The organism is Paenibacillus graminis (assembly GCF_000758705.1).
Classification (GTDB): Bacteria; Bacillota; Bacilli; order Paenibacillales; family Paenibacillaceae; genus Paenibacillus_AQ; species Paenibacillus_AQ graminis.
Map to the genome: position 1 here is coordinate 5657596 of NZ_CP009287.1, position 21201 is coordinate 5678796.

At 50.8% G+C, this 21201-nt stretch carries 24 protein-coding genes, 1 rRNA gene and 1 other annotated feature; all 25 genes read right to left on the reverse strand.

The window, feature by feature from the left end; all coding sequences use genetic code 11:
* Positions 1–75: 75 nt before the first annotated feature.
* Positions 76–1634: ribosomal RNA gene (locus tag PGRAT_RS24440) — 16S ribosomal RNA — on the reverse strand.
* Between the two features lie 517 nt (positions 1635–2151).
* Positions 2152–3774, reverse strand: coding sequence for a LysM peptidoglycan-binding domain-containing protein (locus PGRAT_RS34100; RefSeq protein ID WP_025706164.1), 1623 nt, complete (start codon positions 3772–3774; stop codon positions 2152–2154).
* A 357-nt stretch (positions 3775–4131) separates the two neighbouring features.
* Positions 4132–5013: a branched-chain-amino-acid transaminase gene (gene ilvE / locus PGRAT_RS24450; protein WP_025706163.1), complete on the reverse strand. Its 882-nt coding sequence runs from the start codon at positions 5011–5013 to the stop codon at positions 4132–4134.
* Between the two features lie 4 nt (positions 5014–5017).
* A complete protein-coding gene (gene pheA / locus PGRAT_RS24455) occupies positions 5018–5905 on the reverse strand; it encodes a prephenate dehydratase (protein ID WP_025706162.1) in 888 nt (295 codons plus the stop codon).
* Positions 5902–6882 carry a homoserine kinase gene (gene thrB / locus PGRAT_RS24460; protein WP_025706160.1) on the reverse strand — a complete coding sequence of 327 codons (981 nt, stop codon included), beginning with the start codon at positions 6880–6882 and terminating at the stop codon, positions 5902–5904. The genes pheA and thrB overlap by 4 nt, the downstream gene beginning before the upstream one ends.
* Before the next feature lie 56 nt (positions 6883–6938).
* On the reverse strand, positions 6939–8225 hold the full coding sequence (locus PGRAT_RS24465; protein ID WP_025706159.1) for a homoserine dehydrogenase: 1287 nt from the start codon (positions 8223–8225) through the stop codon (positions 6939–6941).
* Positions 8226–8368: 143 nt separating this feature from the next.
* Complete coding sequence (locus tag PGRAT_RS24470) at positions 8369–8806, reverse strand: ACT domain-containing protein (protein ID WP_020429271.1); 438 nt, start codon at positions 8804–8806, stop codon at positions 8369–8371.
* A 350-nt stretch (positions 8807–9156) separates the two neighbouring features.
* Positions 9157–9603, reverse strand: a complete 447-nt coding sequence (locus PGRAT_RS24475; protein ID WP_025706158.1) for a helix-turn-helix domain-containing protein — start codon at positions 9601–9603, stop codon at positions 9157–9159.
* A 115-nt stretch (positions 9604–9718) separates the two neighbouring features.
* On the reverse strand, positions 9719–10132 hold the full coding sequence (locus PGRAT_RS24480) for a hypothetical protein (protein WP_025706157.1): 414 nt from the start codon (positions 10130–10132) through the stop codon (positions 9719–9721).
* Between the two features lie 2 nt (positions 10133–10134).
* Complete coding sequence (locus PGRAT_RS24485; protein ID WP_025706156.1) at positions 10135–10464, reverse strand: hypothetical protein; 330 nt, start codon at positions 10462–10464, stop codon at positions 10135–10137.
* A 12-nt stretch (positions 10465–10476) separates the two neighbouring features.
* On the reverse strand, positions 10477–10560 hold the full coding sequence (locus PGRAT_RS34995) for a zinc ribbon domain-containing protein (protein ID WP_420329522.1): 84 nt from the start codon (positions 10558–10560) through the stop codon (positions 10477–10479).
* Positions 10557–10886: a double zinc ribbon domain-containing protein gene (locus PGRAT_RS34110; RefSeq protein ID WP_025706155.1), complete on the reverse strand. Its 330-nt coding sequence runs from the start codon at positions 10884–10886 to the stop codon at positions 10557–10559. Before PGRAT_RS34110 ends, PGRAT_RS34995 begins: the two co-directional genes overlap by 4 nt.
* Before the next feature lie 187 nt (positions 10887–11073).
* Positions 11074–12384 (reverse strand): GTPase ObgE, encoded by a 1311-nt coding sequence (gene obgE, locus PGRAT_RS24495; RefSeq protein WP_025706153.1) that lies wholly within the window; start codon positions 12382–12384, stop codon positions 11074–11076.
* 15 nt (positions 12385–12399) lie between these two features.
* Positions 12400–13140 (reverse strand): Spo0B domain-containing protein, encoded by a 741-nt coding sequence (locus PGRAT_RS24500; RefSeq protein ID WP_025706151.1) that lies wholly within the window; start codon positions 13138–13140, stop codon positions 12400–12402.
* Positions 13141–13322: 182 nt separating this feature from the next.
* On the reverse strand, positions 13323–13634 hold the full coding sequence (gene rpmA, locus PGRAT_RS24505; protein WP_019908993.1) for a 50S ribosomal protein L27: 312 nt from the start codon (positions 13632–13634) through the stop codon (positions 13323–13325).
* A gap of 18 nt (positions 13635–13652) precedes the next feature.
* Positions 13653–13988: a ribosomal-processing cysteine protease Prp gene (locus tag PGRAT_RS24510; RefSeq protein ID WP_025706150.1), complete on the reverse strand. Its 336-nt coding sequence runs from the start codon at positions 13986–13988 to the stop codon at positions 13653–13655.
* A gap of 12 nt (positions 13989–14000) precedes the next feature.
* Entirely contained in the window at positions 14001–14312 is a 312-nt protein-coding gene (gene rplU, locus PGRAT_RS24515) for a 50S ribosomal protein L21 (protein ID WP_020429286.1), read from the reverse strand.
* Between the two features lie 14 nt (positions 14313–14326).
* Positions 14327–14412: a sequence feature (ribosomal protein L21 leader region), on the reverse strand.
* Between the two features lie 102 nt (positions 14413–14514).
* The gene (locus PGRAT_RS24520) at positions 14515–15756 is read right to left on the reverse strand and encodes an Rne/Rng family ribonuclease (RefSeq protein ID WP_025706149.1); all 1242 of its coding nucleotides are present in this window, start codon (positions 15754–15756) and stop codon (positions 14515–14517) included.
* A 67-nt stretch (positions 15757–15823) separates the two neighbouring features.
* The gene (locus PGRAT_RS24525) at positions 15824–16666 is read right to left on the reverse strand and encodes a M50 family metallopeptidase (RefSeq protein WP_025706148.1); all 843 of its coding nucleotides are present in this window, start codon (positions 16664–16666) and stop codon (positions 15824–15826) included.
* The gene (locus PGRAT_RS24530) at positions 16659–17519 is read right to left on the reverse strand and encodes a M23 family metallopeptidase (protein ID WP_025706147.1); all 861 of its coding nucleotides are present in this window, start codon (positions 17517–17519) and stop codon (positions 16659–16661) included. The genes PGRAT_RS24525 and PGRAT_RS24530 overlap by 8 nt, the downstream gene beginning before the upstream one ends.
* 322 nt (positions 17520–17841) lie before the next feature.
* The gene (locus tag PGRAT_RS24535) at positions 17842–18075 is read right to left on the reverse strand and encodes a hypothetical protein (RefSeq protein WP_025706146.1); all 234 of its coding nucleotides are present in this window, start codon (positions 18073–18075) and stop codon (positions 17842–17844) included.
* A gap of 128 nt (positions 18076–18203) precedes the next feature.
* Positions 18204–18998, reverse strand: a complete 795-nt coding sequence (gene minD / locus PGRAT_RS24540) for a septum site-determining protein MinD (RefSeq protein WP_025706145.1) — start codon at positions 18996–18998, stop codon at positions 18204–18206.
* 5 nt (positions 18999–19003) lie between these two features.
* Positions 19004–19663 carry a septum site-determining protein MinC gene (minC, locus tag PGRAT_RS24545; protein ID WP_025706144.1) on the reverse strand — a complete coding sequence of 220 codons (660 nt, stop codon included), beginning with the start codon at positions 19661–19663 and terminating at the stop codon, positions 19004–19006.
* Positions 19664–19744: 81 nt separating this feature from the next.
* Complete coding sequence (mreD, locus tag PGRAT_RS24550) at positions 19745–20275, reverse strand: rod shape-determining protein MreD (RefSeq protein ID WP_025706143.1); 531 nt, start codon at positions 20273–20275, stop codon at positions 19745–19747.
* Complete coding sequence (gene mreC / locus PGRAT_RS24555) at positions 20275–21153, reverse strand: rod shape-determining protein MreC (RefSeq protein WP_025706142.1); 879 nt, start codon at positions 21151–21153, stop codon at positions 20275–20277. Before mreC ends, mreD begins: the two co-directional genes overlap by 1 nt.
* Positions 21154–21201 lie beyond the last annotated feature (48 nt).

Sequence of the window (21201 nt, forward strand, 5' to 3'; positions counted from 1 at the left end):
TTCGAACCCAAGGGTTCTAATGGAAGTCAAGCTTCCGATTTGAATGTTTCCATTGCAGGAAACGATTCTCCATAGAAAGGAGGTGATCCAGCCGCACCTTCCGATACGGCTACCTTGTTACGACTTCACCCCAATCATCTACCCCACCTTCGGCGGCTGGCCCCCTTGCGGGTTACCCCACCGACTTCGGGTGTTGTAAACTCTCGTGGTGTGACGGGCGGTGTGTACAAGACCCGGGAACGTATTCACCGCGGCATGCTGATCCGCGATTACTAGCAATTCCGACTTCATGCAGGCGAGTTGCAGCCTGCAATCCGAACTGAGACCGGCTTTGCTGGGATTGGCTCCACCTCGCGGCTTCGCTTCCCGTTGTACCGGCCATTGTAGTACGTGTGTAGCCCAGGTCATAAGGGGCATGATGATTTGACGTCATCCCCACCTTCCTCCGGTTTGTCACCGGCAGTCACTCTAGAGTGCCCAGCCTTACCTGCTGGCAACTAAAGTCAAGGGTTGCGCTCGTTGCGGGACTTAACCCAACATCTCACGACACGAGCTGACGACAACCATGCACCACCTGTCTCAACTTTCCCCGAAGGGCACCTAATGCATCTCTGCTTCGTTAGTTGGATGTCAAGACCTGGTAAGGTTCTTCGCGTTGCTTCGAATTAAACCACATACTCCACTGCTTGTGCGGGTCCCCGTCAATTCCTTTGAGTTTCAGTCTTGCGACCGTACTCCCCAGGCGGAGTGCTTACTGTGTTAACTTCGGCACCAAGGGTATCGAAACCCCTAACACCTAGCACTCATCGTTTACGGCGTGGACTACCAGGGTATCTAATCCTGTTTGCTCCCCACGCTTTCGCGCCTCAGCGTCAGTTACAGCCCAGAAAGTCGCCTTCGCCACTGGTGTTCCTCCACATCTCTACGCATTTCACCGCTACACGTGGAATTCCACTTTCCTCTTCTGTACTCAAGCCACCCAGTTTCCAGTGCGACCCCAGGTTGAGCCCAAGGTTTAAACACCAGACTTAAATAGCCGCCTGCGCGCGCTTTACGCCCAATAATTCCGGACAACGCTTGCCCCCTACGTATTACCGCGGCTGCTGGCACGTAGTTAGCCGGGGCTTTCTTCTCAGGTACCGTCACTCCGGCAGCAGTTACTCTACCGGACGTTCTTCCCTGGCAACAGAGCTTTACGATCCGAAAACCTTCATCACTCACGCGGCGTTGCTCCGTCAGGCTTTCGCCCATTGCGGAAGATTCCCTACTGCTGCCTCCCGTAGGAGTCTGGGCCGTGTCTCAGTCCCAGTGTGGCCGTTCACCCTCTCAGGTCGGCTACGCATCGTCGCCTTGGTAGGCCGTTACCCCACCAACTAGCTAATGCGCCGCAGGCCCATCCTCTAGCAGCAGATTGCTCCGCCTTTCATCCCTAGCCCAGGAGGGTCAGGGAATTATCCGGTATTAGCTACCGTTTCCGGTAGTTATCCCAGTCTAGAGGGTAGGTTGCCTACGTGTTACTCACCCGTCCGCCGCTAACCTACTGGAGTGCAAGCACTCCAGTAAATCCGCTCGACTTGCATGTATTAGGCACGCCGCCAGCGTTCGTCCTGAGCCAGGATCAAACTCTCCAAATAGGTTTTTTCGAGCGGTTACTTCACCCGAATTACTCCGAGAAAATAACCATCCGAAAAAGATATTGAAAAGAGCGATTGCTCATTTTGAAACATCTGACGAGAATAAAATATTCTCTATTTTTGGATCTCACTTGCGTGAAATCCCACTCACTCGTTGTTCAGTTTTCAAAGATCAAGCTCGTCGTCGGTGTCGTTTATCTCGTCACCAGCAACTTTTATAATATATCATGTTCCTCGATCAATTGCAACTCTTTTTTATAAGAAAGTTAGCTTATTTAATCGAACCCCATGACTCCAATCCACAAACTTTCATATAACTTCGTGACTGGATATACAATATACCATGTATCCTCTACGAAATACAACCTCAAATATTACCAATTTAAAACAAATCCATATGCCTTCTTAAGCTTCACTATCCATGACTATTTGCCCAGCAGAAATCACAAGAAGCATGCAGCACTGCATTGTGATAATGCAGGCACTACATGCTTGATGAGCTTAGCTTATAATTAATTCAGTTCGAAATCCATGGATTTTTGCTTTTCTTTGCTGTGTTTTTACGGGCATTTTGATTGGTGCGCTGTTTCGCAGAAGTTTTGCTGCTGGTGTTGGCAGGCAGGCCTGAGGTCTTGACTTTTGCTGTGGACGATGTGGTACCGCCTTTACTGATCACCGCAGGTTCAGAACGTTCTGCCTCTGCAGGTGGAGTTGCCTCCTGCTGAAGAAATTCAGGCTCCTGAATTTCAGGTACCCGGTTATGCGCAAGATTCTCCACTCCTGGGTACATCGGATACGCCGGAATACTGGAGACCATAGGTGCCGCAAACGTAGTTGGCGCTGCTGCATAAGCCTGCGGACTCATATCTAAGCCATATGGAGACATCATGCCTGGCATCGGCTGCATATAGCCGGGATAATTGTTAAACATGGGCTGCTCATAGGAATAGGGTTGAACTGATTGTACCGGCCCCCCTGCACCGCAACCGCATGATGGCCACGGCAAATTCTGGGATGGTCCGCTGTATTGAGGCATTCCATATGGTGAATTTTCACTGACAGGACTGGTGTTCTCATATACCGGCGCTGTGTTCGGATACCAAGCTCCCGGGAACTCCGTTGCCGGATACAGGCCATATGGGGACGGGCACTCCTGCATATAGTTCATCGGCTGTACAAAGTTCGGGGCAGTGTTCATCCCCATTACAGCCATAGGCTCATACTGCGGATATGCCGGTGGAGAATCCATGATATATGGATTTGCGCTTAAACCCGGGTAGCCGAATGAATTATCGCACGGCGATGTCTTATTCTCATGCCAGGAAGCTGGCTGGACCTCTGATTTGGATTTCCCCTGAGGCATCTGATAGGTCATAGCTTCCTGAGGCGGAACTGAAATTTGCACAAATAAGCTTTGGGATTCGTGAATCATTTCATGAACTGGCAACACTTCCGGTGCCTTGTTCACGATAGGCGACACTTCCGGTGCCTTGTTCACGATAGGTGACACTTCTGGTGCCTTGTTCACGATAGGTGACACCTCTGGAGCGTTGTTCACGACAGGTGACACTTCTGGAGCTTTGTTTACGACAGGTGACACTTCTGGAGCTTTGTTAATTACAGGAGCTGCTTCAGGCTCTTTGGTTGGCTCAGGAGCCGGGGCAGGAGCCGGAGCAGGCGGCGTTGTTGAGACAGGTGATACTTCAGCAGGCGGCTGCTCTTTGACTCCGGTATAATCTTTAGCACCCAGCTTTGTTTTGTCAATTATAGCATTGGCATTGGACTGGGGTTCAACAGCAGCGGGACTTCCCTTTTTAGGGATATTGACAATTTCACCAACCATGAGGGCATTCGGATTCTTCAACTGTGTATTGGCATCAATCATATCTTTCAGTGTAATTCCCCATGCTTTGGACAGTTTCCACAAGGTGTCGCCTTGCTTGACAGTATGTTTGTAATAGACCTCATTGTTCTCGGGAACGGGTACTGTAGCCGCAGGAATTTTCACCTTATCCCCAACGGCAAGCACATCAGGATTGCTGATCTGGGGATTTGCCTCGATGATTTTTTGCAGCGGCACTCCGTACTTTTGCGATAGTGCATACAGCGTATCGCCTGATTTGACCATGTGTATTTTCACGCAGCAATAACCTCCTAAAAGTTTTGTTTGTGGGTATCAAAGCTTGCTTGGAAAGCATACGCCGGCGGTGTGGGCTTATACTTTTGTAAACGGCGTTGTACTAAAACAGCGTAGAAGCATATGCTCAAATCCCCTGAAGCCATGCATCCTGTACATCTATGCTGCAAACTCCAGTGCTGAAAGCCTTCCTCAGGTTATTCTGCTTCCAGCTTCTTGATATGCGTACAGCCGCCTCCTTCGTTACTACATCTTATGCAGCCCATAGGCGATTGACATCCCTCAAGCAAAAAAAATCCTCTCATGCAGGGCATGAAAGGATTTTTGCTTTTGAACTTGAGCTTGTACTGCAGTCCAGGATCACTCCCAAACCTTATAGCCGTCCTTATCTACAACGTTGCGGAACTCTTCAAGCAGCTGCAGCGTAATCGGGCCTGCATGCCCTGCGCCGATAATGCGGCCGTCGATTTCACGTGCTGCAATCACTTCGGCTGCTGTGCCGGTGAAGAAAACCTCATCGGCAATATACACGTCATGCATAGTGAACGGCTCTTCTTTCAGAGTCAGCCCCAGTTTGTCGCATAGCTCGATGATCGCCAGGCGGGTAATGCCCTCAAGTGCGCCCAGGTAACATGGCGGCGTGTAGACTATGCCTCTTTTGACAATAAAAATATTATCTCCCGAGCCCTCGGTTACATACCCCTGGGCATTCATCATGATCGCCTCGTCGGCTTCCGCCAGATTGGACTGGATTTTGACGAGGATGTTATTAAGATAGTTCAGTGATTTAATCTTAGGGTTGAGCGCATCCGGAATATTGCGGCGCTGGGAGACGGATACCGCACGAAGTCCGTTCAGATAGGCCTGCTCCGGGTAAATGGCCAGCTGTTCAACAATAATGATGACACTGGCGACAGGACAGCGGCGGGGGTCTAAACCCAGATTGCCAGGGCCGCGGGAAACGATCAGGCGGATATATCCATTGCGCATGTCATTGAGACGTATCGTTTCAGCCATAGCCTCCAGCATTTCGTCATACGTCAGCGGGATATCCAGCATAATGGATTTGGCTGAATCATACAGTCTGTCCAGATGCTCCTTGCATTTAAAAATATTGCCGTTGTAGATACGGATACCTTCAAATATACCGTCTCCGTATAGAAATCCGTGATCAAACACGGATACCTTTGCATTTTCCTTCGTTACATGTTGTCCATCCAGATAGATCCATTGCTCAGCCATGAATTTACTGCACCTCCGCTTTCTCTTCCTCATAGGTGTATGTGGGATAGGAACCCAGAATCCGCACCTGGCAGCCCAAGGCTTGGATCTCTTCAATCGCCGCAGGCAGCAGGACCGATTCGATCGGTTCCATCACATCAATATAAAAATAATAAGTACCCAATTTTTTCTTGGTCGGCCGTGACTCTATACGTGATAAATTCAGCCGCCGCCAAGCAAATGCAGCCAGCACCTGATGGAGCGCTCCGGGAAAATCCTCCGGCAGAGTCACCAGGATACTAGTCTTGTCTCCGCTGCTCTTCCGGGGAAGCTCCAGCTTCTGATGGCCAACAAGCACAAACCGCGTGTAATTGTTATTATGGTCTGTCACCTGCCGCTCTACAACCTCAAGCCCGTGCGTTGCAGCACCAAGAGCTGTGCCGATCGCAGCCCAGCCTTTGCCGGGATTGTTCGAAACAATCTCCACTGCCTCGGATGTGCTTCCGACGGACTCCAATTCGGCCCAGGGGGCGTGGTCGCGGATAAATTGCAGGCATTGCGCCATGGCAACGGGATGAGAAAGGATTTTGACCACTTTACTGTAATCCTTATGGCCCTCAGCATCCGTGAATTCCTTGGGATTACTGATCAGATTCTGTATGGAAGGGAAAATCCACTCTGCCTGCATGGGCAGGTTCACTTCATTAATGAGCCAGTCAATATGCAGACTAACCGAACCCTCGATGGTATTCTCAATGGGAATCACACTGTAATCCGTCACTCCATTGGCCGTAGCCAGAAAAACATTGGAGATTAGCTTATGATGCTCAATATTTACAGGCTCATCACCGAATAGATGCAGCAGCGCTTCATGCGACACCGAGCCCTGCGGCAACACTGCTATTGATTTCATAAATGTTTTTCTCCTTTTATCATATCCAAAAATGATTCGTTTTGCATCTGGTTTATTTCAATCCGTTCTGCGACCACACCTGATGAACTAGGCAGCAGCCAGCAGGTACGCGCGGGAATACCATGCTCCTCCATTGTTTGTTTCAGAAAAAGCTCCAGCTCCGGCTTGCGGCTCTCCTGCCGGTCAACCATGCATAGCAGGGTGGGCCCTGCACCGCTCAGTGCAATTCCCAGTGCCCCATGCCCTGTCGCCTCGGCCAGCAGCTTCTCCATCCCAGGCACCAGCGGTGCCCGGTAAGGCTGATGCAGCCGGTCCTGCATGGCGCGGCCGATCAGATCAAGCCGGCCTGCGGCCAGGGCAGCCGTTAACAGCGAAGTCCGGCTGATATTATGAACAGCATCTCCCACCGTGATCTGAGATGGAAGCACCCCGCGCGCTTTGGAAGTCGACAGCTCGAATTCAGGAATGACTACAAGAATCTCAAGCTCCTCAGGAGGCTCAATCCGGATGTAATCCGTATGCTCACCATCCCAGACAGCTGTGATAATGCCGCCGAAAAGCGAGGCTCCTACGTTATCCGGATGCTTTTCCAGGGCTGTGGCCATATCGAACAGCTGCGCGTTGCTCAAGGGGGAACCAATCATGGCATTGGCCGCCGCCATTCCGCCGACAATTGCTGAAGCGCTGCTCCCCAGACCACGGGTAAGGGGGATATCGGAGTACATGGTGATGGATAGCTCCGGAATGGTTACACCCGCTTCCGAAAAAACCATTTGTGCTACCTGGTAAAGCAAATTGCTTTTATCCTTGGCCACACCTGCCATCTCATCTCCGTAAAGATGAAATTCGGTCTCTGCAGATTCCTCCATTTCAATCCAGGCATATAGTGAAAGCGCCATGCCCAGCGTATCAAATCCCGGCCCCAGATTAGCGGTGCTCGCGGGTACTTTAACTCTAGACCTTCCGTACATACTCATAGCTGGTAAATCTCCTTCATTATTTTTGCGTGGAGCTGTAAGCAGGAATTCAAGGTTTAGCCTTCTACCCGATAGTGGCTCTTAATCCGGTGAATGACCTTAAGCTGCTCCAGATGCCGCATTACTTTATTCATACTCGCCTTGCTGGCATTGTGCGTCACGATAATAATCTCCGCATCCGGATTATTCGGATTGGCTTGCTGCACCACGGAATCAAGGCTGACATCATACTCCGCGAATACCTGTGTAATTTTTGCCAGTACACCGGCCTTATCATCAACATGCAGCAGCAGAAAATTCTTATAAAAGATGTCTTCGTCACGCTTAAGCTTCTTCTGTTTGTAAGGTACAATCTGCTTTAGCCCGTTAACGCCCAGCTTCAGGTTCTTAATAACGGCGACCAGATCCGCTACGATGGATGTAGCTGTAGGCATAGCGCCTGCTCCTGCACCATAGAACATCGTTTCTCCAACAGCCTGACCGTACACGTATACCGCATTATACACGCCGTTGACGGAAGCGATCGGGTGACCGGTCCGGATCATTGTCGGCTGCACGCTGATGCTGAATTCATCCTCATGACTCTCGGCAATGCCCAGCAGCTTCATTTCGTATCCAAGCCTTTTGGCAAAAGCAATATCCTCCTTGCTCACTCCGGAAATGCCGCTGACACTGACATCACTCAGCTCCACATTGGTCCGGAAGCCAAGTGTGCCGAGAATAGCCATTTTGCGTGCTGCATCCAGCCCTTCGACGTCGGAGGTTGGGTCCGATTCGGCATATCCGAGTTCTTGCGCTTCCTTCAGCACATCATGATAGGATGCGCCTTCCTGACTCATTTTGCTCAGTATGTAATTAGTGGTTCCGTTTACGATGCCCATAATCTTCACGATTTTATCAGAGGAAAAGCCTTCGATCAGCGTGCGGATAATCGGAATGCCTCCAGCCACACTGGCCTCATAAAACACATCGCATTGCTTCTCCTGCGCCTTCGCCAGAATCTCCGAGCCATGCAGCGCCATCAAATCCTTGTTGGCCGTCACGATATGCTTGCCGCGTTCCAGCGCCTCCAGGATGTATTCCTTCGTTCCCGCGATTCCACCCATCACTTCTACAATGACGTCAATCTCCGGGTCACGGATGACGTCCCAGGGATCATCGGTGATTACGGCTGCATCCACTTCAATATCCCGGGGTTTCTCAGTATTCTTAACGGCAATGCGTTCAATGAGAATCGGGGAGCCCACCTGGCTGCTCAGATCCTCCTGATTTCCTTCCACGATACGGACTACTCCCGTACCTACTGTTCCCAGACCCAGCAACCCCACTTTGACCGGCTTCATTTGAATCCTCCTAAAAGTTTTGTGAGCATGACTTTCCTGAATTCGCTTCGAACAAAACTACATCGAAAGCATAAGCTTAAGTTTTATGAAGCTGTATTACTTGAAATAACTTAGAATGCAACTTCCTAAGTTGAGAAGCGTCATTACCCTTGCCCGATAATCAAGGCCCGCTTCACTCCGGGAATCGCCTTCAGGCTGTCCAGCATGTCGCCCAGTTCTTCGTTTAAATGTGAAATTTCCACGGAGATAACCACATTGGCCCGCCCCTGCAAAGGAATACTTTGGTGAATCGTCAGCACATTGGCGCCATGAACAGCAACGGATCCCAACACCTTGGACAGCATACCTGATTCATGCTCCAGATCAATGGAGATCGTTACAATACGCTCTCGTTCCAGCTGATGGATTAAATGAATACCATCCTTGTATTTATAAAATGCACTACGGCTAAGCCCAACCTGTTCTACACCTTCATGTACCGTCTTGGCATCACCTGCCTCAAGCAGCTGTTTGACCTGCATGGTCTTCAATACAGCGTCAGGCAGTATATCCTCACGGACCAAATAATAGCGTTCTTTCACGAACGTCCTCACCCCAAAGACTTTTGTGTTTACATAGTGGACATTATACGGGATGACCGCTGTAGATTGCAATAACTTTTCACTTACTGAGCAGAAATACAGCAAAACCCCCGTACATCCGGGGGTAATCCTTTTAATGCACTATTGTCTGATCAGCTATAGGCTATTGTGGTTCCGCAGTAATCACAATTCTTCGCCTGGCCGGGCGAAACGGTATTTTGCGCTCCGCAGCCCGGGCAGCGGACAGATTTAGGCAATTGCGGCGGTGACGGTGCTGCCGGCTGCGGGACAGGCTGTGCCTGCCCGCCGGTTGAACCGAGGAGAGAAGATAAGCCTTCCCGAAAAAGCTCCTAAGGTACCGTTGCAGCGCGCCCTTCAATCATAACCAGACCAGCAGATAACGCACCGTGACTTTGAAGATACAGGAGATCCCGGCGCACATCACTTTCACTTTGTCCGGTCTGTTCGGAAAGATTGCCGAGGTAGCGTATGCCGCCATCATTGATCAGCTGCACATAGGCGTTGGCCAGCTGCGAAAATTTGAACCTGGCCTTAGCCGCGCTGGCAGCGAAGCCGGAAGCAGGGAGCAGCAGAAACACCGCAACCAGTACCAGCATAAAAATAAAGGTAACTGTATCGATAGGCTCCAAAGTTACCGTGTACATCACAAATACCATCATCTGTACAAAGCCGCCCATAAAAACATGGTATAACAGACTGATGTTGACTGGTTTTCGGTAATTTTTAAAGTGGCTGCCCATAAAACGCACTAAGGCAAGAATCAGCCCCAGCGGCATAAGAGGTAACTCATGATGATAATCGCATAATCAAATGTCGTCCGGTCATATTTTGGCAAGCGGAGCATGTCCTGCCCCTCTTCTCCAGTCAACATATTCATGTAGTGCAATCCTCCTATTTCAGTGCCGCAAGCTCCTGGTTACGCCGCTGAAGCGTGCCGGCAATACTCTCGGCCAAGCCTTCCGTCTGTTCTTTCCAGTCTGCCGGGGGTTCCTGCAACACAAGCAGCAGTGCTACATGATCATGCAGCAGGGAGATCTGCTGGCTGATGATATCCTCCGTCTCATACATTGCCGGGTCTGATATGGGGTCGCTGTACTTGAATTGTTCTTCCAGATCCATGAGCAGCTGTTTCAATTCTTCGGCCCCCGGGTTATTCCAGGTCCGGGCGGCCGTTTCAATTTCATTTATCTCCATCAGATGAAGGCGGAGACTTCGGCTGGCATCAGCCGTTCTCTGCTCCTGGACCCCGGCATTCCACCCATACAGCCCAATCTCCCCCAGCGCTATGGCACTCAGGATCAGCACGATCAACTGCCCCCAGCATACCAGTAAGGCCGCAGCGCCAGCATCCAGTCCAGCACAATTGCCGAAAAGAAGACTACTGCCGTATACACGGCCATAATTAAAGCCCCGCTCAAGAGGACTGGCGGAGTCCGCTTGGCGGTCCCGGCCGTCCGCAGCCAGAACAGGCTATAGGCATAGACTGCACTTTCTGCAGTAAGCAGGGCAATCATGGATACCACTGTACGGAATACAGAATCAGCTAAACCCAGCATAACCAGGGACAATAACGTGAGCATGACAACTGCGGCGTAAACCCCTGTAAACCAACTGGCATATTTTCTATTTCTATTCATGATACGCTCCTTTTATCCGGCCCTTGTTCCACATTCCGGACAAAACTTCTGACCCGGCTGCAGCACATGTCCACAACCTGCACAGGGTATAATCACACTGGTTCCGCATGTGGACAGAACTTGGCACCGGGCACGACCTGCTCCCCGCAACTCCGGCAAGACGCGGTGTCAGCTGAAGTGCTTTCTGCCTGCGGTTGCTGAAAGCTGCGGCCGCAGCCGCTGCAGAAACGGGCCTCAGCAGAATTGCCAATGCCGCAGCCTGGACATGCCTTAGCCGTGCTGCCCGCTGCAGAAGTCCCGCCATCCATGATGATGCCTCTGGTCATCCGGTTCATCATCTCGGAAGCCGGTCCGGCAAATCCAAGCCCCATTCCAAGACCCAAGCCTGTATTCATCATACCGGCACCTTCAATGATTGCCATCTGCCTATCCTTCTTTCCTGATCATAGGTATGTAGTTTATATATCGGTTGTTGACTTGGAAATTTCCCTACTTAATTGTATACGACTCAGGCATAATTTGGGTTCTTTTTGCAAAAAAACACCGACCATGCCCTCCCTTATCCGGGAAAGCATAGTCGGCGGTTGGTTCAGTTTCAAATCAGCAGCATCAATAATAACTGCTGTTCTCTACAAACTCGAATTCGAAATCAGCGATCCGGACAATAGTCCCTTCCACAGCACCACGTTTGCGCAGTTCGGCGTCTACACCCATGTGGCGCAGTGTGCGCGCGAGCTTAAGTATGGCATCATGTGTACTGAGCTGCATCCGCTTCAGCATCCGCTCAATCCGCGGGCTGCTGACCACAAAGGCATCGTTGTCCCGCGTAATGGTGAAGGAGTTGTCCTCTTCTGCCTCGAGCTTGTATACCTTGCGTTCTTTGGTCTCTGCTACTTCTTCCACAACCGGCGCCACCGGGATGCTGTCGAGAATATCCGTCGCCCGGTATAGCAGTTCCTGCACTCCCTGACGGGTAAGTGAAGAAATCGGCATAATTTCCAGATCGGGCCGAAGCTCCGCTACCTTCTCGCGGAAAGCAGCCAGATTCGCCTCCGATTCAGGCATATCCATCTTGTTGGCTGCTACGATCTGCGGACGGTCAATGAGACCGGCATTATACTGCCTCAGTTCGTCATTAATCTTCACCCAATCCTCAAAGGGATCGCGCCCTTCGGACCCGGACATGTCCACAACATGGATGATAATCCGGGTGCGTTCCACATGACGCAGGAATTCATGCCCCAGACCTACGCCCTCACTTGCTCCTTCAATAAGTCCAGGCAGATCGGCCATGACAAAGCTGCGGCCATCTCCTACATCCACTACACCTAAATTCGGAGTAATGGTTGTGAAGTGGTACGCGCCGATCTTCGGCTGTGCAGCGGAAACGACAGAGAGCAGTGTGGATTTGCCCACGCTTGGAAAGCCCACAAGCCCCACATCCGCCATCACCTTCAGCTCCATCACGATATAGCGTTCCTGGCCCTCTTCCCCATTCTCCGCCAATTCAGGAGCAGTATTTGCCGCTGTGGCAAAGCGCGTATTTCCCCGGCCGCCCCGGCCGCCGCGCGCAACCACGACCTGCTGGCCGTGACGGGTCATGTCGGCAATTATTTCTTTGGTATCATCATCGATCAATACGGTTCCCGGAGGAATGCGTACGATCATGTGCTCAGCGTTCGCCCCGTGCTGGCTTTTGTTACGCCCTTTCACTCCGCGCTCTGCCTTGAAATGGCGCTGATAACGGAAATCCATCAGTGTGCGCAAGCCTTCATCCACACGGAAGATCACGTCTCCCCCACGTCCGCCGTCACCACCGGCCGGCCCGCCTTCGGGGACATATTTCTCCCGGCGAAAAGCCACCAGACCATCGCCGCCGTCGCCGCCTTTTACATAAATCTTAGCTTTATCTACGAACATTCATGTTCACCTTCCTTACATTCCCAGAGGCAGCCGAAGCTCAACATTGGGATTCCCCCGTCCAGGCTGCTCTGCTTTGATAATTTTCCCCTGCACTATATTATAAATTTGCCCCTGCAGCAGCTCGGGATCGCCATGATCACCCTCGCTTTCGAAAGAGATCAGAATGTCTCCTCCATCCTGTGCAAAACCGAGCAGAAGCTTCCGTGTATCGCCCTCCGGGGCGAGTCCGCTGTACTGATAAGCCCTCACCGTCTGCATGATCACCTGTGTCAGCTCTTCTCCCGTATCCGGGCTGAGCTTGTTCTCCAGCTGCAGTCCTTCTTCGACCTGCACTTCAAGCTCCAGGCTGCTTCTTAAGGTGCGGAAAGACTGCAAATAGAATACAAGCGAAGGAATGCCGAGCTTAGCGATCCGGCTGTCCAAGGCAATCCGCTCCTTTATTCTTCCCACACACTCCAAGGATTTATCAGGCTTGCCGAGCTGGATATATCCGTAAAGCACCTGCAGATCATTCATCCAGTCATGACGATGATGATTGAGTGTCCGGTTCGCCGCCTGCTGTAAAGTCTTCTCCTGTAGGCGCAGCTCCTCTTCAAAATGACGCCGGTTGTAAAAAAAGCTGTAAGCAAGCACTGCAGCTACCCATACGGCAAGCAGCAGGAATGTCAAAAGGGAAGTGTGCCAATACAAGAGACCTAAAGGAAGCATTACGGATAACATGACTGCCCAGATCAACCATTTCCAGGATTTCATTCTTTCTCCCCGTTCCTCAGTTCGCAAAATTCATGCCCATTCAACTGTTTCTCTTCACTGATAATTACCATTTTCCAGTATAACACAGGCTTTCTCGGCAATCACCAGCATTTATTATTCCTGAAAAAAAGCCCCCGGCACTCATGCCGGAGGCTTCTACCTGCAATTTGATTTCCGAAAGCTTACGCTTCCAGTGCCGCTGCTACCGGAGCGACATCAACCGGGTACACGCTCACTTTTTTGCGATCGCGTCCCCAACGTTCGAACTTCACTACACCATCAACCAGAGCAAACAAGGTATCATCTTTACCGATGCCTACGTTTGTGCCCGGGTGGATTTTGGTTCCGCGTTGACGAACCAGGATGTTGCCGCCGGTAACTGCTTGACCGTCAGCACGTTTCACGCCAAGACGTTTGGAATGGGAGTCACGTCCGTTTTTTGTGGAACCTACACCCTTTTTCGATGCGAAAAATTGAAGATCCAATTTCAACATGTTGGTCAACCTCCTTCTTCAAATAATGACTTGCTGTATCTTAATATACTTCCCGTATGATTCTGCAATATTGCCGAGCATCACGACCATCGATTCCAGCAGGAGCTGGATCTTGGCTGAAACCTCAGGATCCTCTACCGGAACCAGAGTTCCGCTTAGAAAACCATCGTCTATCGAGGTGTCCAGAACTACTCCAGTCAGCTCTTCAATCGAATTCACCGTTCCAAATGTAACTGTGGAAACACCGGCGCATACGATATCCCAGCCTTTCCTTGCGTATTCCGCATGCCCTTTTACAGCAAAACCGACAATCGCACCCTGAGCAGAAACCCGAGTAATCCGCACGTTAATCATTAACGCACCTTCTTACGCTTGAATCTTCTCGATTGTTACTTTGGTGTACGGTTGACGATGACCTTGTTTCTTGTGGTAGTTCTTCTTCGGTTTGTATTTGAAAACTACAACCTTCTGACCCTTACCATGCTTCTCGACTTTAGCTGTTACAGACGCGCCGCTTACCAGCGGAGTTCCTGCAGTCAGACCGCCATCGTTGGAAACAGCCAATACACGGTCAAACGTTACGCTTGCGCCGTCTTCAGCATCCAGCTTCTCAATGAACAATACGTCGCCTTCTTGGACTTTGTATTGTTTACCGCCAGTTTCGATAATTGCATACATTGTACTTGCACCTCCTCATGTCTCAGACTCGCCTAGTCTAGGTGGCAAATTCCCGGAGGAACCGCGCTTATGTACCCGATCGGAGCGGTTGCAGCATGTGCAGGATTAGAACAACCAAACACATACTTGAAGATAATATCACACATATTATGTTCAGTCAATGGCAGAGAAAAACTAAAACGGGCTCCTGTAATACCAGGCGCTATTCCAGCCACGCGCCGACTTTGCCCGTGCCTCCGCAGCATTGGCAAATCACCGGGGCAAAGCCCGCTGAGTCATGTCTGGCCTTCTTGCGGGTCATCTCCAGCAGCCCCAGATGGGTCCACCCAAGAATATGCGTTTGTGTGCGGTCGCGGCTGATGACTCTCTCCAGGCGTTCCGTAACCATCTTCCGGTGCTCTTCACGCTGCATATCAATAAAATCAATGATAATAATGCCTCCCGTATCCCGCAAGCGGATCAGACGTCCAATTTCCTCCGCCGCCAGCAGATTTGTGCGCGTTACCGTCTCCTCCAGTGAAGTTCCGCCCGTGTATTGCGCAGTGTTGACGTCAATGACGGTGAGGGCCTCCGTCTCATCCCAGATCAGCGTTGCCCCGCCCTCCAGGGTGAGCTTGCGTCCGAAGCTTCGATGAAGCTGCTCCTGCACCCCGTACGCGGCAAGGATCGACTCCTGTCCTTGATAAAAGCGGACGGGCTTGTACTTCCCAGGAGCCATATCGTTTAGAAAAGCCTCCGCTTCCCGGACCGCCTTCGCCGAGTCAATCATCAGCTCATCCTGCTGCGGATTGAAGGCATCCCTGATGAATCGCTGGACAATGCTGAGATCCGAGTGAAGCAGAGCCGGTGCTGTACTCTCCTGCGCCCGGCGGGTAATCATTTCCCATTGGGAGCGGAGGAAGGAAAGGTCGCCTTCCACAGCTTCCACCGGTTCATCCTCCGAGACGGTCCGCATAATAATTCCTTCTTCCTGCCGCCGCAGACGCTCGCCAATGGCCTTCAGCCGGGCACGTTCAGATTCACGGCTGATTTTTTTGGATACGCCGACATAATCTGCAAAGGGCATGTACACCATCCATCGTCCCGGAAGCGTATAGTGGGTTGTTACACGGGCACCCTTGCCGCCCCGCGGCTCTTTTCTCACCTGGACCACTATTTCCTGGCCGGGCTGCAGCAGCGTCTCGATGGAAGGTTTCACCTCCGGCTGTCGCTCCAGATGGGGATGCAGCACATCATCAACATATAAAAAAGCGTTCTTCTTCTGCCCGATATCAACAAAAGCCGCCTGCATGCCCGGCAACACATTCATGACCCGTCCTTTGTAATAACTGCCGACCAGCCCTTGCTGCTGATCACGTTCGGCTGCATATTCGACCAGACTCCCATTGTCCAGAAGGGCCATCCGGGTAACACGCTGTGTGCAGTGAACGATCATTTGCTTCATGACTTCACCTCTGGTTTCAATCGATCTTTCTCCGTCATCTTAGCAGCGGGATGGTTCAAGTCCATATTTACATTCCAAAATAAGAAGAGATCAGCTTCTGCTCCGGTACAACGGCCACGATGCTCTTATCCTCATTCATCACATAGATAAAATGATACTGGTTACGTTTAAATAGACGCAATATATCATCCAAAGGTTTCGCAGAAAAGGCAACAATTGGACGCGCAGCACTTCCCGATTGCTGGTAGCGTTCATATACAGCTTCTCTGTTCATCAAAAAGGAAACGAAGCGGTAAGGCAAATTACGCTGGTCCGTAAGGTTCGAATAGAGAAGAAAAGCCCCGATCATCAACAGGTTCAGCCGGAGCCCTCCACCTGTGCCGAGCGGCAGCATTGCATACCCGACCATCAGCACACTCGCCGCGATGCTCACTCTGCCGCACCATAGCAAAGTGGCATAGTAGGGAAGCAGCAGACTAAGCATCGCCTGAAAGATTTTGCCGCCATCCAGAGGGAGGACAGGCAGAAGATTAAATAATGCGATAATCGCATTGGCCTGTATAAAATAATCCAGAAACCTACTAGCGCCATATCCGGTCTGCTGGAGTCCGTAGGCCATAACGATCAGCAGCACATTCTGCAGCGGTCCGGCTATAGCGATGCCTATCTCCCGGACAGCGGTCAGACGCCCATGATCCTCCATCACGGCTACCCCTCCGAAAGGCAGCAGCTGCACCGATTTTACATGAACCCCGCAAAGCAGCGCTGCACAGACATGTCCCATTTCGTGAATGAACACAATTGTGAACAGCGTCAGCAGTTCCAGAAACTGGCCTGTGACCACAGAGAGCAGCATGATCAGAACAAACAGCGGGTGCAGCGACAGCTCGATACCCCTGATCCTAATCAAACGATACCACTTCAGCGGGATCAATATAAGTCTTGTCTTTCATAATTGCAAAAAATAGCAGCGGCACTGAAGCATTCTCCGGTTTCTCCAGCCAGCCTACAGCATCTCCGCTTTGTACCCAGTCATCCGCTGCCAGTTTCGTCCCGCTCAGATGCCCGTATTCAGCCGTTATATCCCCGGTATGGCGTACCGTGATCCGAATTCCGCCCTGCGTTTCTCTGGCAACGGACAGCACCCTCCCCGTATCTACACTTCTCACTGTAAGCGTACTGTTTGAATCTTCTGCAGGCATAATCTCCACACCATTCATTGTAGCAGCAAAAGGCCGGACAATGCTGCCTGCAAGCGGGGTGGTCAGGTCATGGGCGGCGGTTACCTTCTCTGCCGGCTGATCCTCACCGCCGAAGATCGGAATAAACGCCGGGGCTCCGCTGAAATGCTCCTCATACCAGACCTGCGCGGCGGCAAAATCCATATCCCTGCTGAGCGCATCGGTAATAAAAGCCTGCGTTTTGAGTGCCCAGGGCTGCTGGATAGTAAAGATTCCCCACACTGCACCAAAAACAACAATGCTCGCAATGGTTCTCCGCATAAAACCCGAAGCAAAACGCGGCTTGTCCCCTCCCCCTTCATCCACCCAGCCCCCGCGCCGCTGCTTCCATAGGGCCTCAGGGTCAGGCTCGCGGTCTGTGGAAAAACCATGGACTGTGCCCTCTCCCCATTCCTTGAACGTAGTTGGCTCGTCAGACCGTGCATACAGCGGCGGCACAGCTGTTTGCGGAGAATCGTCCAGCTCCAGCAGGCTGCGGATGCGTTCCTTGCGGCGGCCTTTAATACCTGATTTCTGTTCCATATTGATCCCTCCGGCGGGCTTGTTTTACTTTTATTTTATGAAAGACTCCAGCCGCTTTAGAACAAGCCCCGCAGGTACAAGGAATAGAAATAGAAACCAAAGATGTACAGTTCAGATACATTTTGTGAGGAACTTCCTATTTGAATCGTAACAAACTCAGGTGGAGCAGTGAACTTAAATTCCTCTTCCCGCTTTCTAGCACCTGACGCTCCTATCGGTGAATTTATTTAAATCAACGCCCTGCATGAATCCTGCGGCAACTCTAAGCAATTTGCCCCAACGTTCTGTTCCCCGCAGATGAAGTGGAATAAGGCACACTAATTCAGTTCATTTCGCCCTTGGTGGAGTAAAATAGACCAAATAAGTATCTTTTTCCACCTAAATTTCGCAATTGTTGATTTTCTGGAAAAATAAGTTCCCTTTTTCCAACTATCGCTTGTTCATCGGCTCCTGTGTCCGAATCATCTAACAAGATGAGCTTTTTTGCAAAATAGCGTCTTCTCTGTCCGCTTGATGCTGCCGATGGACCCGATTGCTCCTGCACCTCCGGCAACATTCAAGTAATCTACATTTTTTTGTATTGTATAATTTCCTAATATAAGCACAAAGATCCCGCCGCAGACGAATCTGCTGGCGGGATCTTTGTGCTGAAGCTTGCAATGCTGGCCGGAACTTTGAGTCCGTTCAACCCATACCGAAAAACTTCTTCAACTTCTTGAAGGCCCCCGGTTTCTTGTCCAGCTGCATGAGTGGTACCGCATCCCCCAGTATCCGCCGGGCGATATTACGGTAAGCGATTGCCGCTGCGGAATCGGGATTCATGACGGTAGGCTCCCCGCTGTTCGCTGCCTTGATCACCAGTTCGTCATCGGGGACAATACCAATCAAATCAATATTCAGCACCTGCAGGATATCTTCAATATCCAGCATATCCCCTGATTTGATAAGTCCAGGCCGAATCCGGTTAACAACCAGTTTAGGCGATTCTACGTGCGACTGCTCCAAAAGGCCGATAATCCGGTCCGCATCCCGCACGGCAGCATGCTCCGGCGTAGTCACCACAATCGCCTTGTCTGCTCCGGCAATGGCATTGCGGAAGCCATGCTCAATCCCGGCCGGACAATCGATCAGGATGTATTCATATTCCTTTTTGAGTTCAAGAATGATATCCTTCACCTGCTCCGGTGTAACGGAGGTCTTGTCTTTGGTCTGGGCCGCAGGGAGCATGTACAGCTCATCAAAACGCTTGTCCTTGACCAGCGCCTGATTCAGACGGCAGCGTCCTTCCGCAACATCGACCAGATCATAAATGATGCGGTTCTCCAGCCCCATGACCACATCCAGATTCCGCAGTCCAATGTCGGTATCGACCAGACATACTTTTTTGCCCTGCAATGCAAGCGCGGTGCCAATATTGGCCGTTGTGGTTGTTTTGCCCACTCCGCCTTTGCCCGAGGTTACGACAATCGCTTCTCCCATGGAGGCTACACCCCTTTAAAAACATTTAAACCCTGACGTAATTTGACTATATTATGAATTTTGTCGATTTGCATAGCACCGCTCGATAGATAGGCAAATTCCATGCTGCTTTCCCGGGTTTCCCATTCATCCGGTGGGCGGCTGATAACGTCAGCAATCCGCAATTGTGTAGGCGACAGCAAGGATGCGGCAATAATGGATTCCTGATTGCCGCCGACCCCGGCATGAGCCATGCCACGCAGTGCTCCAAGAATATAAATATCACCCGTGCAGGTAACCGACCCTCCGGGATTCACATCACCCAGGAACAACAGATTCCCTTCATGGTGCAGGACCTGTCCGGAACGAATCATTCCGCTGACCATAAACAGGGCATCAGTGTCCTTGCCGCCTGGTTCTTCCAAGGCTTCTATGGAACGGATCAGCAGATTCCCCTGGCTCTTCAGAATGTCCAGCACAGCTTCTTTCTCTTCTTCGGACACAGACCGGCTGCCCAGTTTAATGTCCACATGCACAATCGGTCCGGTCAATATATTCTGATGGCTGTGCTCCAGCTTATAGCGAAGCTCGCTTAAGAGATCTTCAAAGGGGCACTTGTCGTCTAGCAGGAATACCAGGCCATCCTTGATGCCCTTTATCCTTACATGCTTGGATTGTACTGTCATTTGCCTGTCCCCCCATTCTCATTCATTCGTGCCGGGCCAGGCAAATTCCTTCTTTCCCATGTAAGAAAATGCAGTCCGGCTTTATGCAGCCTCTTCCTTGTGTGTCTCTTTCTTCAGCCGTTCAATCTGCTTGCGGAGAGGCACGTAGAGGAGCAGGGCAGCAGCAAAATGAAATAACATGGTAGGCAGCATGTGATGCAGCAATGCCCAGTTATAAGGAACCTGGCTTAAATTAAATACGCTATAAATGGCAAAAAGCACACTGTCTTCAAGCAGACTGCCCAGCAGGACTACCGTCATCATCAGCGGCAGCGGCGCACGCGGCAGCTGGAATATTAAGCCGATCAAATAAGCTGACACTCCCATTGCGAAGGAATGGGCACCGAGAATCCGGCCATAAAATACGACATCATGCAGCATCCCAAAGCTCAAGCCCAAGATCAGAGCTGTATGGCGGTGATGATATACCGTTACAAACAGAATCACAATAAATACAAGATTCGGAATAATCCGCATTTCCCAGGCATTCGGGAGCAGCCAGGGCATAATCGTGCCTTCCAGCATAAACAAGACAATTAACAATAGAATTAGGACGGATCTGCGCATCTTCACTATTCGGCACGCTCCTGCGTAAAGACAACAAACAGTTCCTTCCAATCCTGAAATCCCGCCGCAGGTTTGATGATTGCCGTTGAGGTCAACCCGTATTCCCCCACCTTAATACTTTCGACTGTTCCGATGATCATCCCGCGCGGGTAGACTCCCCCAATACCCGAGGATATAATCTTATCCTTCACGGCTATCGGATCTCCTACCGGTATTTTGTTCATCATCAGCATGCCGGATTGCTGGTCATAGGATTCAATCATTCCGAAGGTCTTCCCTTCCTTGTTGAAGACGGTCGCTGCAATCGGCGGCTGGGAGTTCGGATCATTTACATCCATCATGGTCATCAGCTTCACGGTAGAGGTGAAGTTGCTTACCTGGCTGATTACCCCAACCAATCCCTCTACGGAGGTCACGGACATATTCAGTTTAATTCCGTCCTTGGCTCCAAGGTCAATAACCAGTGTGTTGTTGCTCGGCTCGGTCGTCAAGCTGACGACGTTTGCAATCCGGTAGTCATAATTGTACAAATTCTTCTGGGCATTCGTAAACTTAAGATCGATTTGATATTGATCGTATTGTGCCTTGATGAAATTATACTGAGTCTTTTCGCGCGCATACTGGGCCGCGAGGATTTTGAGCCGCTCATTCTCTTCAGCCATCTCATGCAGATTACCGATATCTTGGAACAAGCCCGCTACATATCCAGCGGGCTTGTAGAACAGGTTCTGCACGAAACCGGTCGTATCTCTCAGGAAATTCTCCGGCCAGGACAAGGATTTTCTGGTCCCCAGGCTGAAACCCATGACAACAATAAACATGACCAAGGCAATGAGTAATATGAACAAACGTTTATTATTAAATAGCTTAAACAGTTTCAACACCCTCTAACAAACGTATTTCTCCCATATCAGGGGTTGACGTTCACAGAC

Coding starts and splice junctions, on each gene's coding strand:
- ilvE (WP_025706163.1), bottom strand. CDS start 5,013: ATGGCTGAGCAATGGATCTATCTGGATGGACAACATGTAACGAAGGAA.
- pheA (WP_025706162.1), bottom strand. CDS start 5,905: ATGAAATCAATAGCAGTGTTGCCGCAGGGCTCGGTGTCGCATGAAGCG.
- thrB (WP_025706160.1), bottom strand. CDS start 6,882: ATGAGTATGTACGGAAGGTCTAGAGTTAAAGTACCCGCGAGCACCGCT.
- PGRAT_RS24465 (WP_025706159.1), bottom strand. CDS start 8,225: ATGAAGCCGGTCAAAGTGGGGTTGCTGGGTCTGGGAACAGTAGGTACG.
- PGRAT_RS24475 (WP_025706158.1), bottom strand. CDS start 9,603: ATGCCGCTGGGGCTGATTCTTGCCTTAGTGCGTTTTATGGGCAGCCAC.
- PGRAT_RS24485 (WP_025706156.1), bottom strand. CDS start 10,464: ATGAATAGAAATAGAAAATATGCCAGTTGGTTTACAGGGGTTTACGCC.
- PGRAT_RS34110 (WP_025706155.1), bottom strand. CDS start 10,886: ATGGCAATCATTGAAGGTGCCGGTATGATGAATACAGGCTTGGGTCTT.
- obgE (WP_025706153.1), bottom strand. CDS start 12,384: ATGTTCGTAGATAAAGCTAAGATTTATGTAAAAGGCGGCGACGGCGGC.
- PGRAT_RS24500 (WP_025706151.1), bottom strand. CDS start 13,140: ATGAAATCCTGGAAATGGTTGATCTGGGCAGTCATGTTATCCGTAATG.
- rpmA (WP_019908993.1), bottom strand. CDS start 13,634: ATGTTGAAATTGGATCTTCAATTTTTCGCATCGAAAAAGGGTGTAGGT.
- PGRAT_RS24510 (WP_025706150.1), bottom strand. CDS start 13,988: ATGATTAACGTGCGGATTACTCGGGTTTCTGCTCAGGGTGCGATTGTC.
- rplU (WP_020429286.1), bottom strand. CDS start 14,312: ATGTATGCAATTATCGAAACTGGCGGTAAACAATACAAAGTCCAAGAA.
- PGRAT_RS24520 (WP_025706149.1), bottom strand. CDS start 15,756: ATGAAGCAAATGATCGTTCACTGCACACAGCGTGTTACCCGGATGGCC.
- PGRAT_RS24530 (WP_025706147.1), bottom strand. CDS start 17,519: ATGGAACAGAAATCAGGTATTAAAGGCCGCCGCAAGGAACGCATCCGC.
- PGRAT_RS24535 (WP_025706146.1), bottom strand. CDS start 18,075: ATGTTGCCGGAGGTGCAGGAGCAATCGGGTCCATCGGCAGCATCAAGC.
- minD (WP_025706145.1), bottom strand. CDS start 18,998: ATGGGAGAAGCGATTGTCGTAACCTCGGGCAAAGGCGGAGTGGGCAAA.
- minC (WP_025706144.1), bottom strand. CDS start 19,663: ATGACAGTACAATCCAAGCATGTAAGGATAAAGGGCATCAAGGATGGC.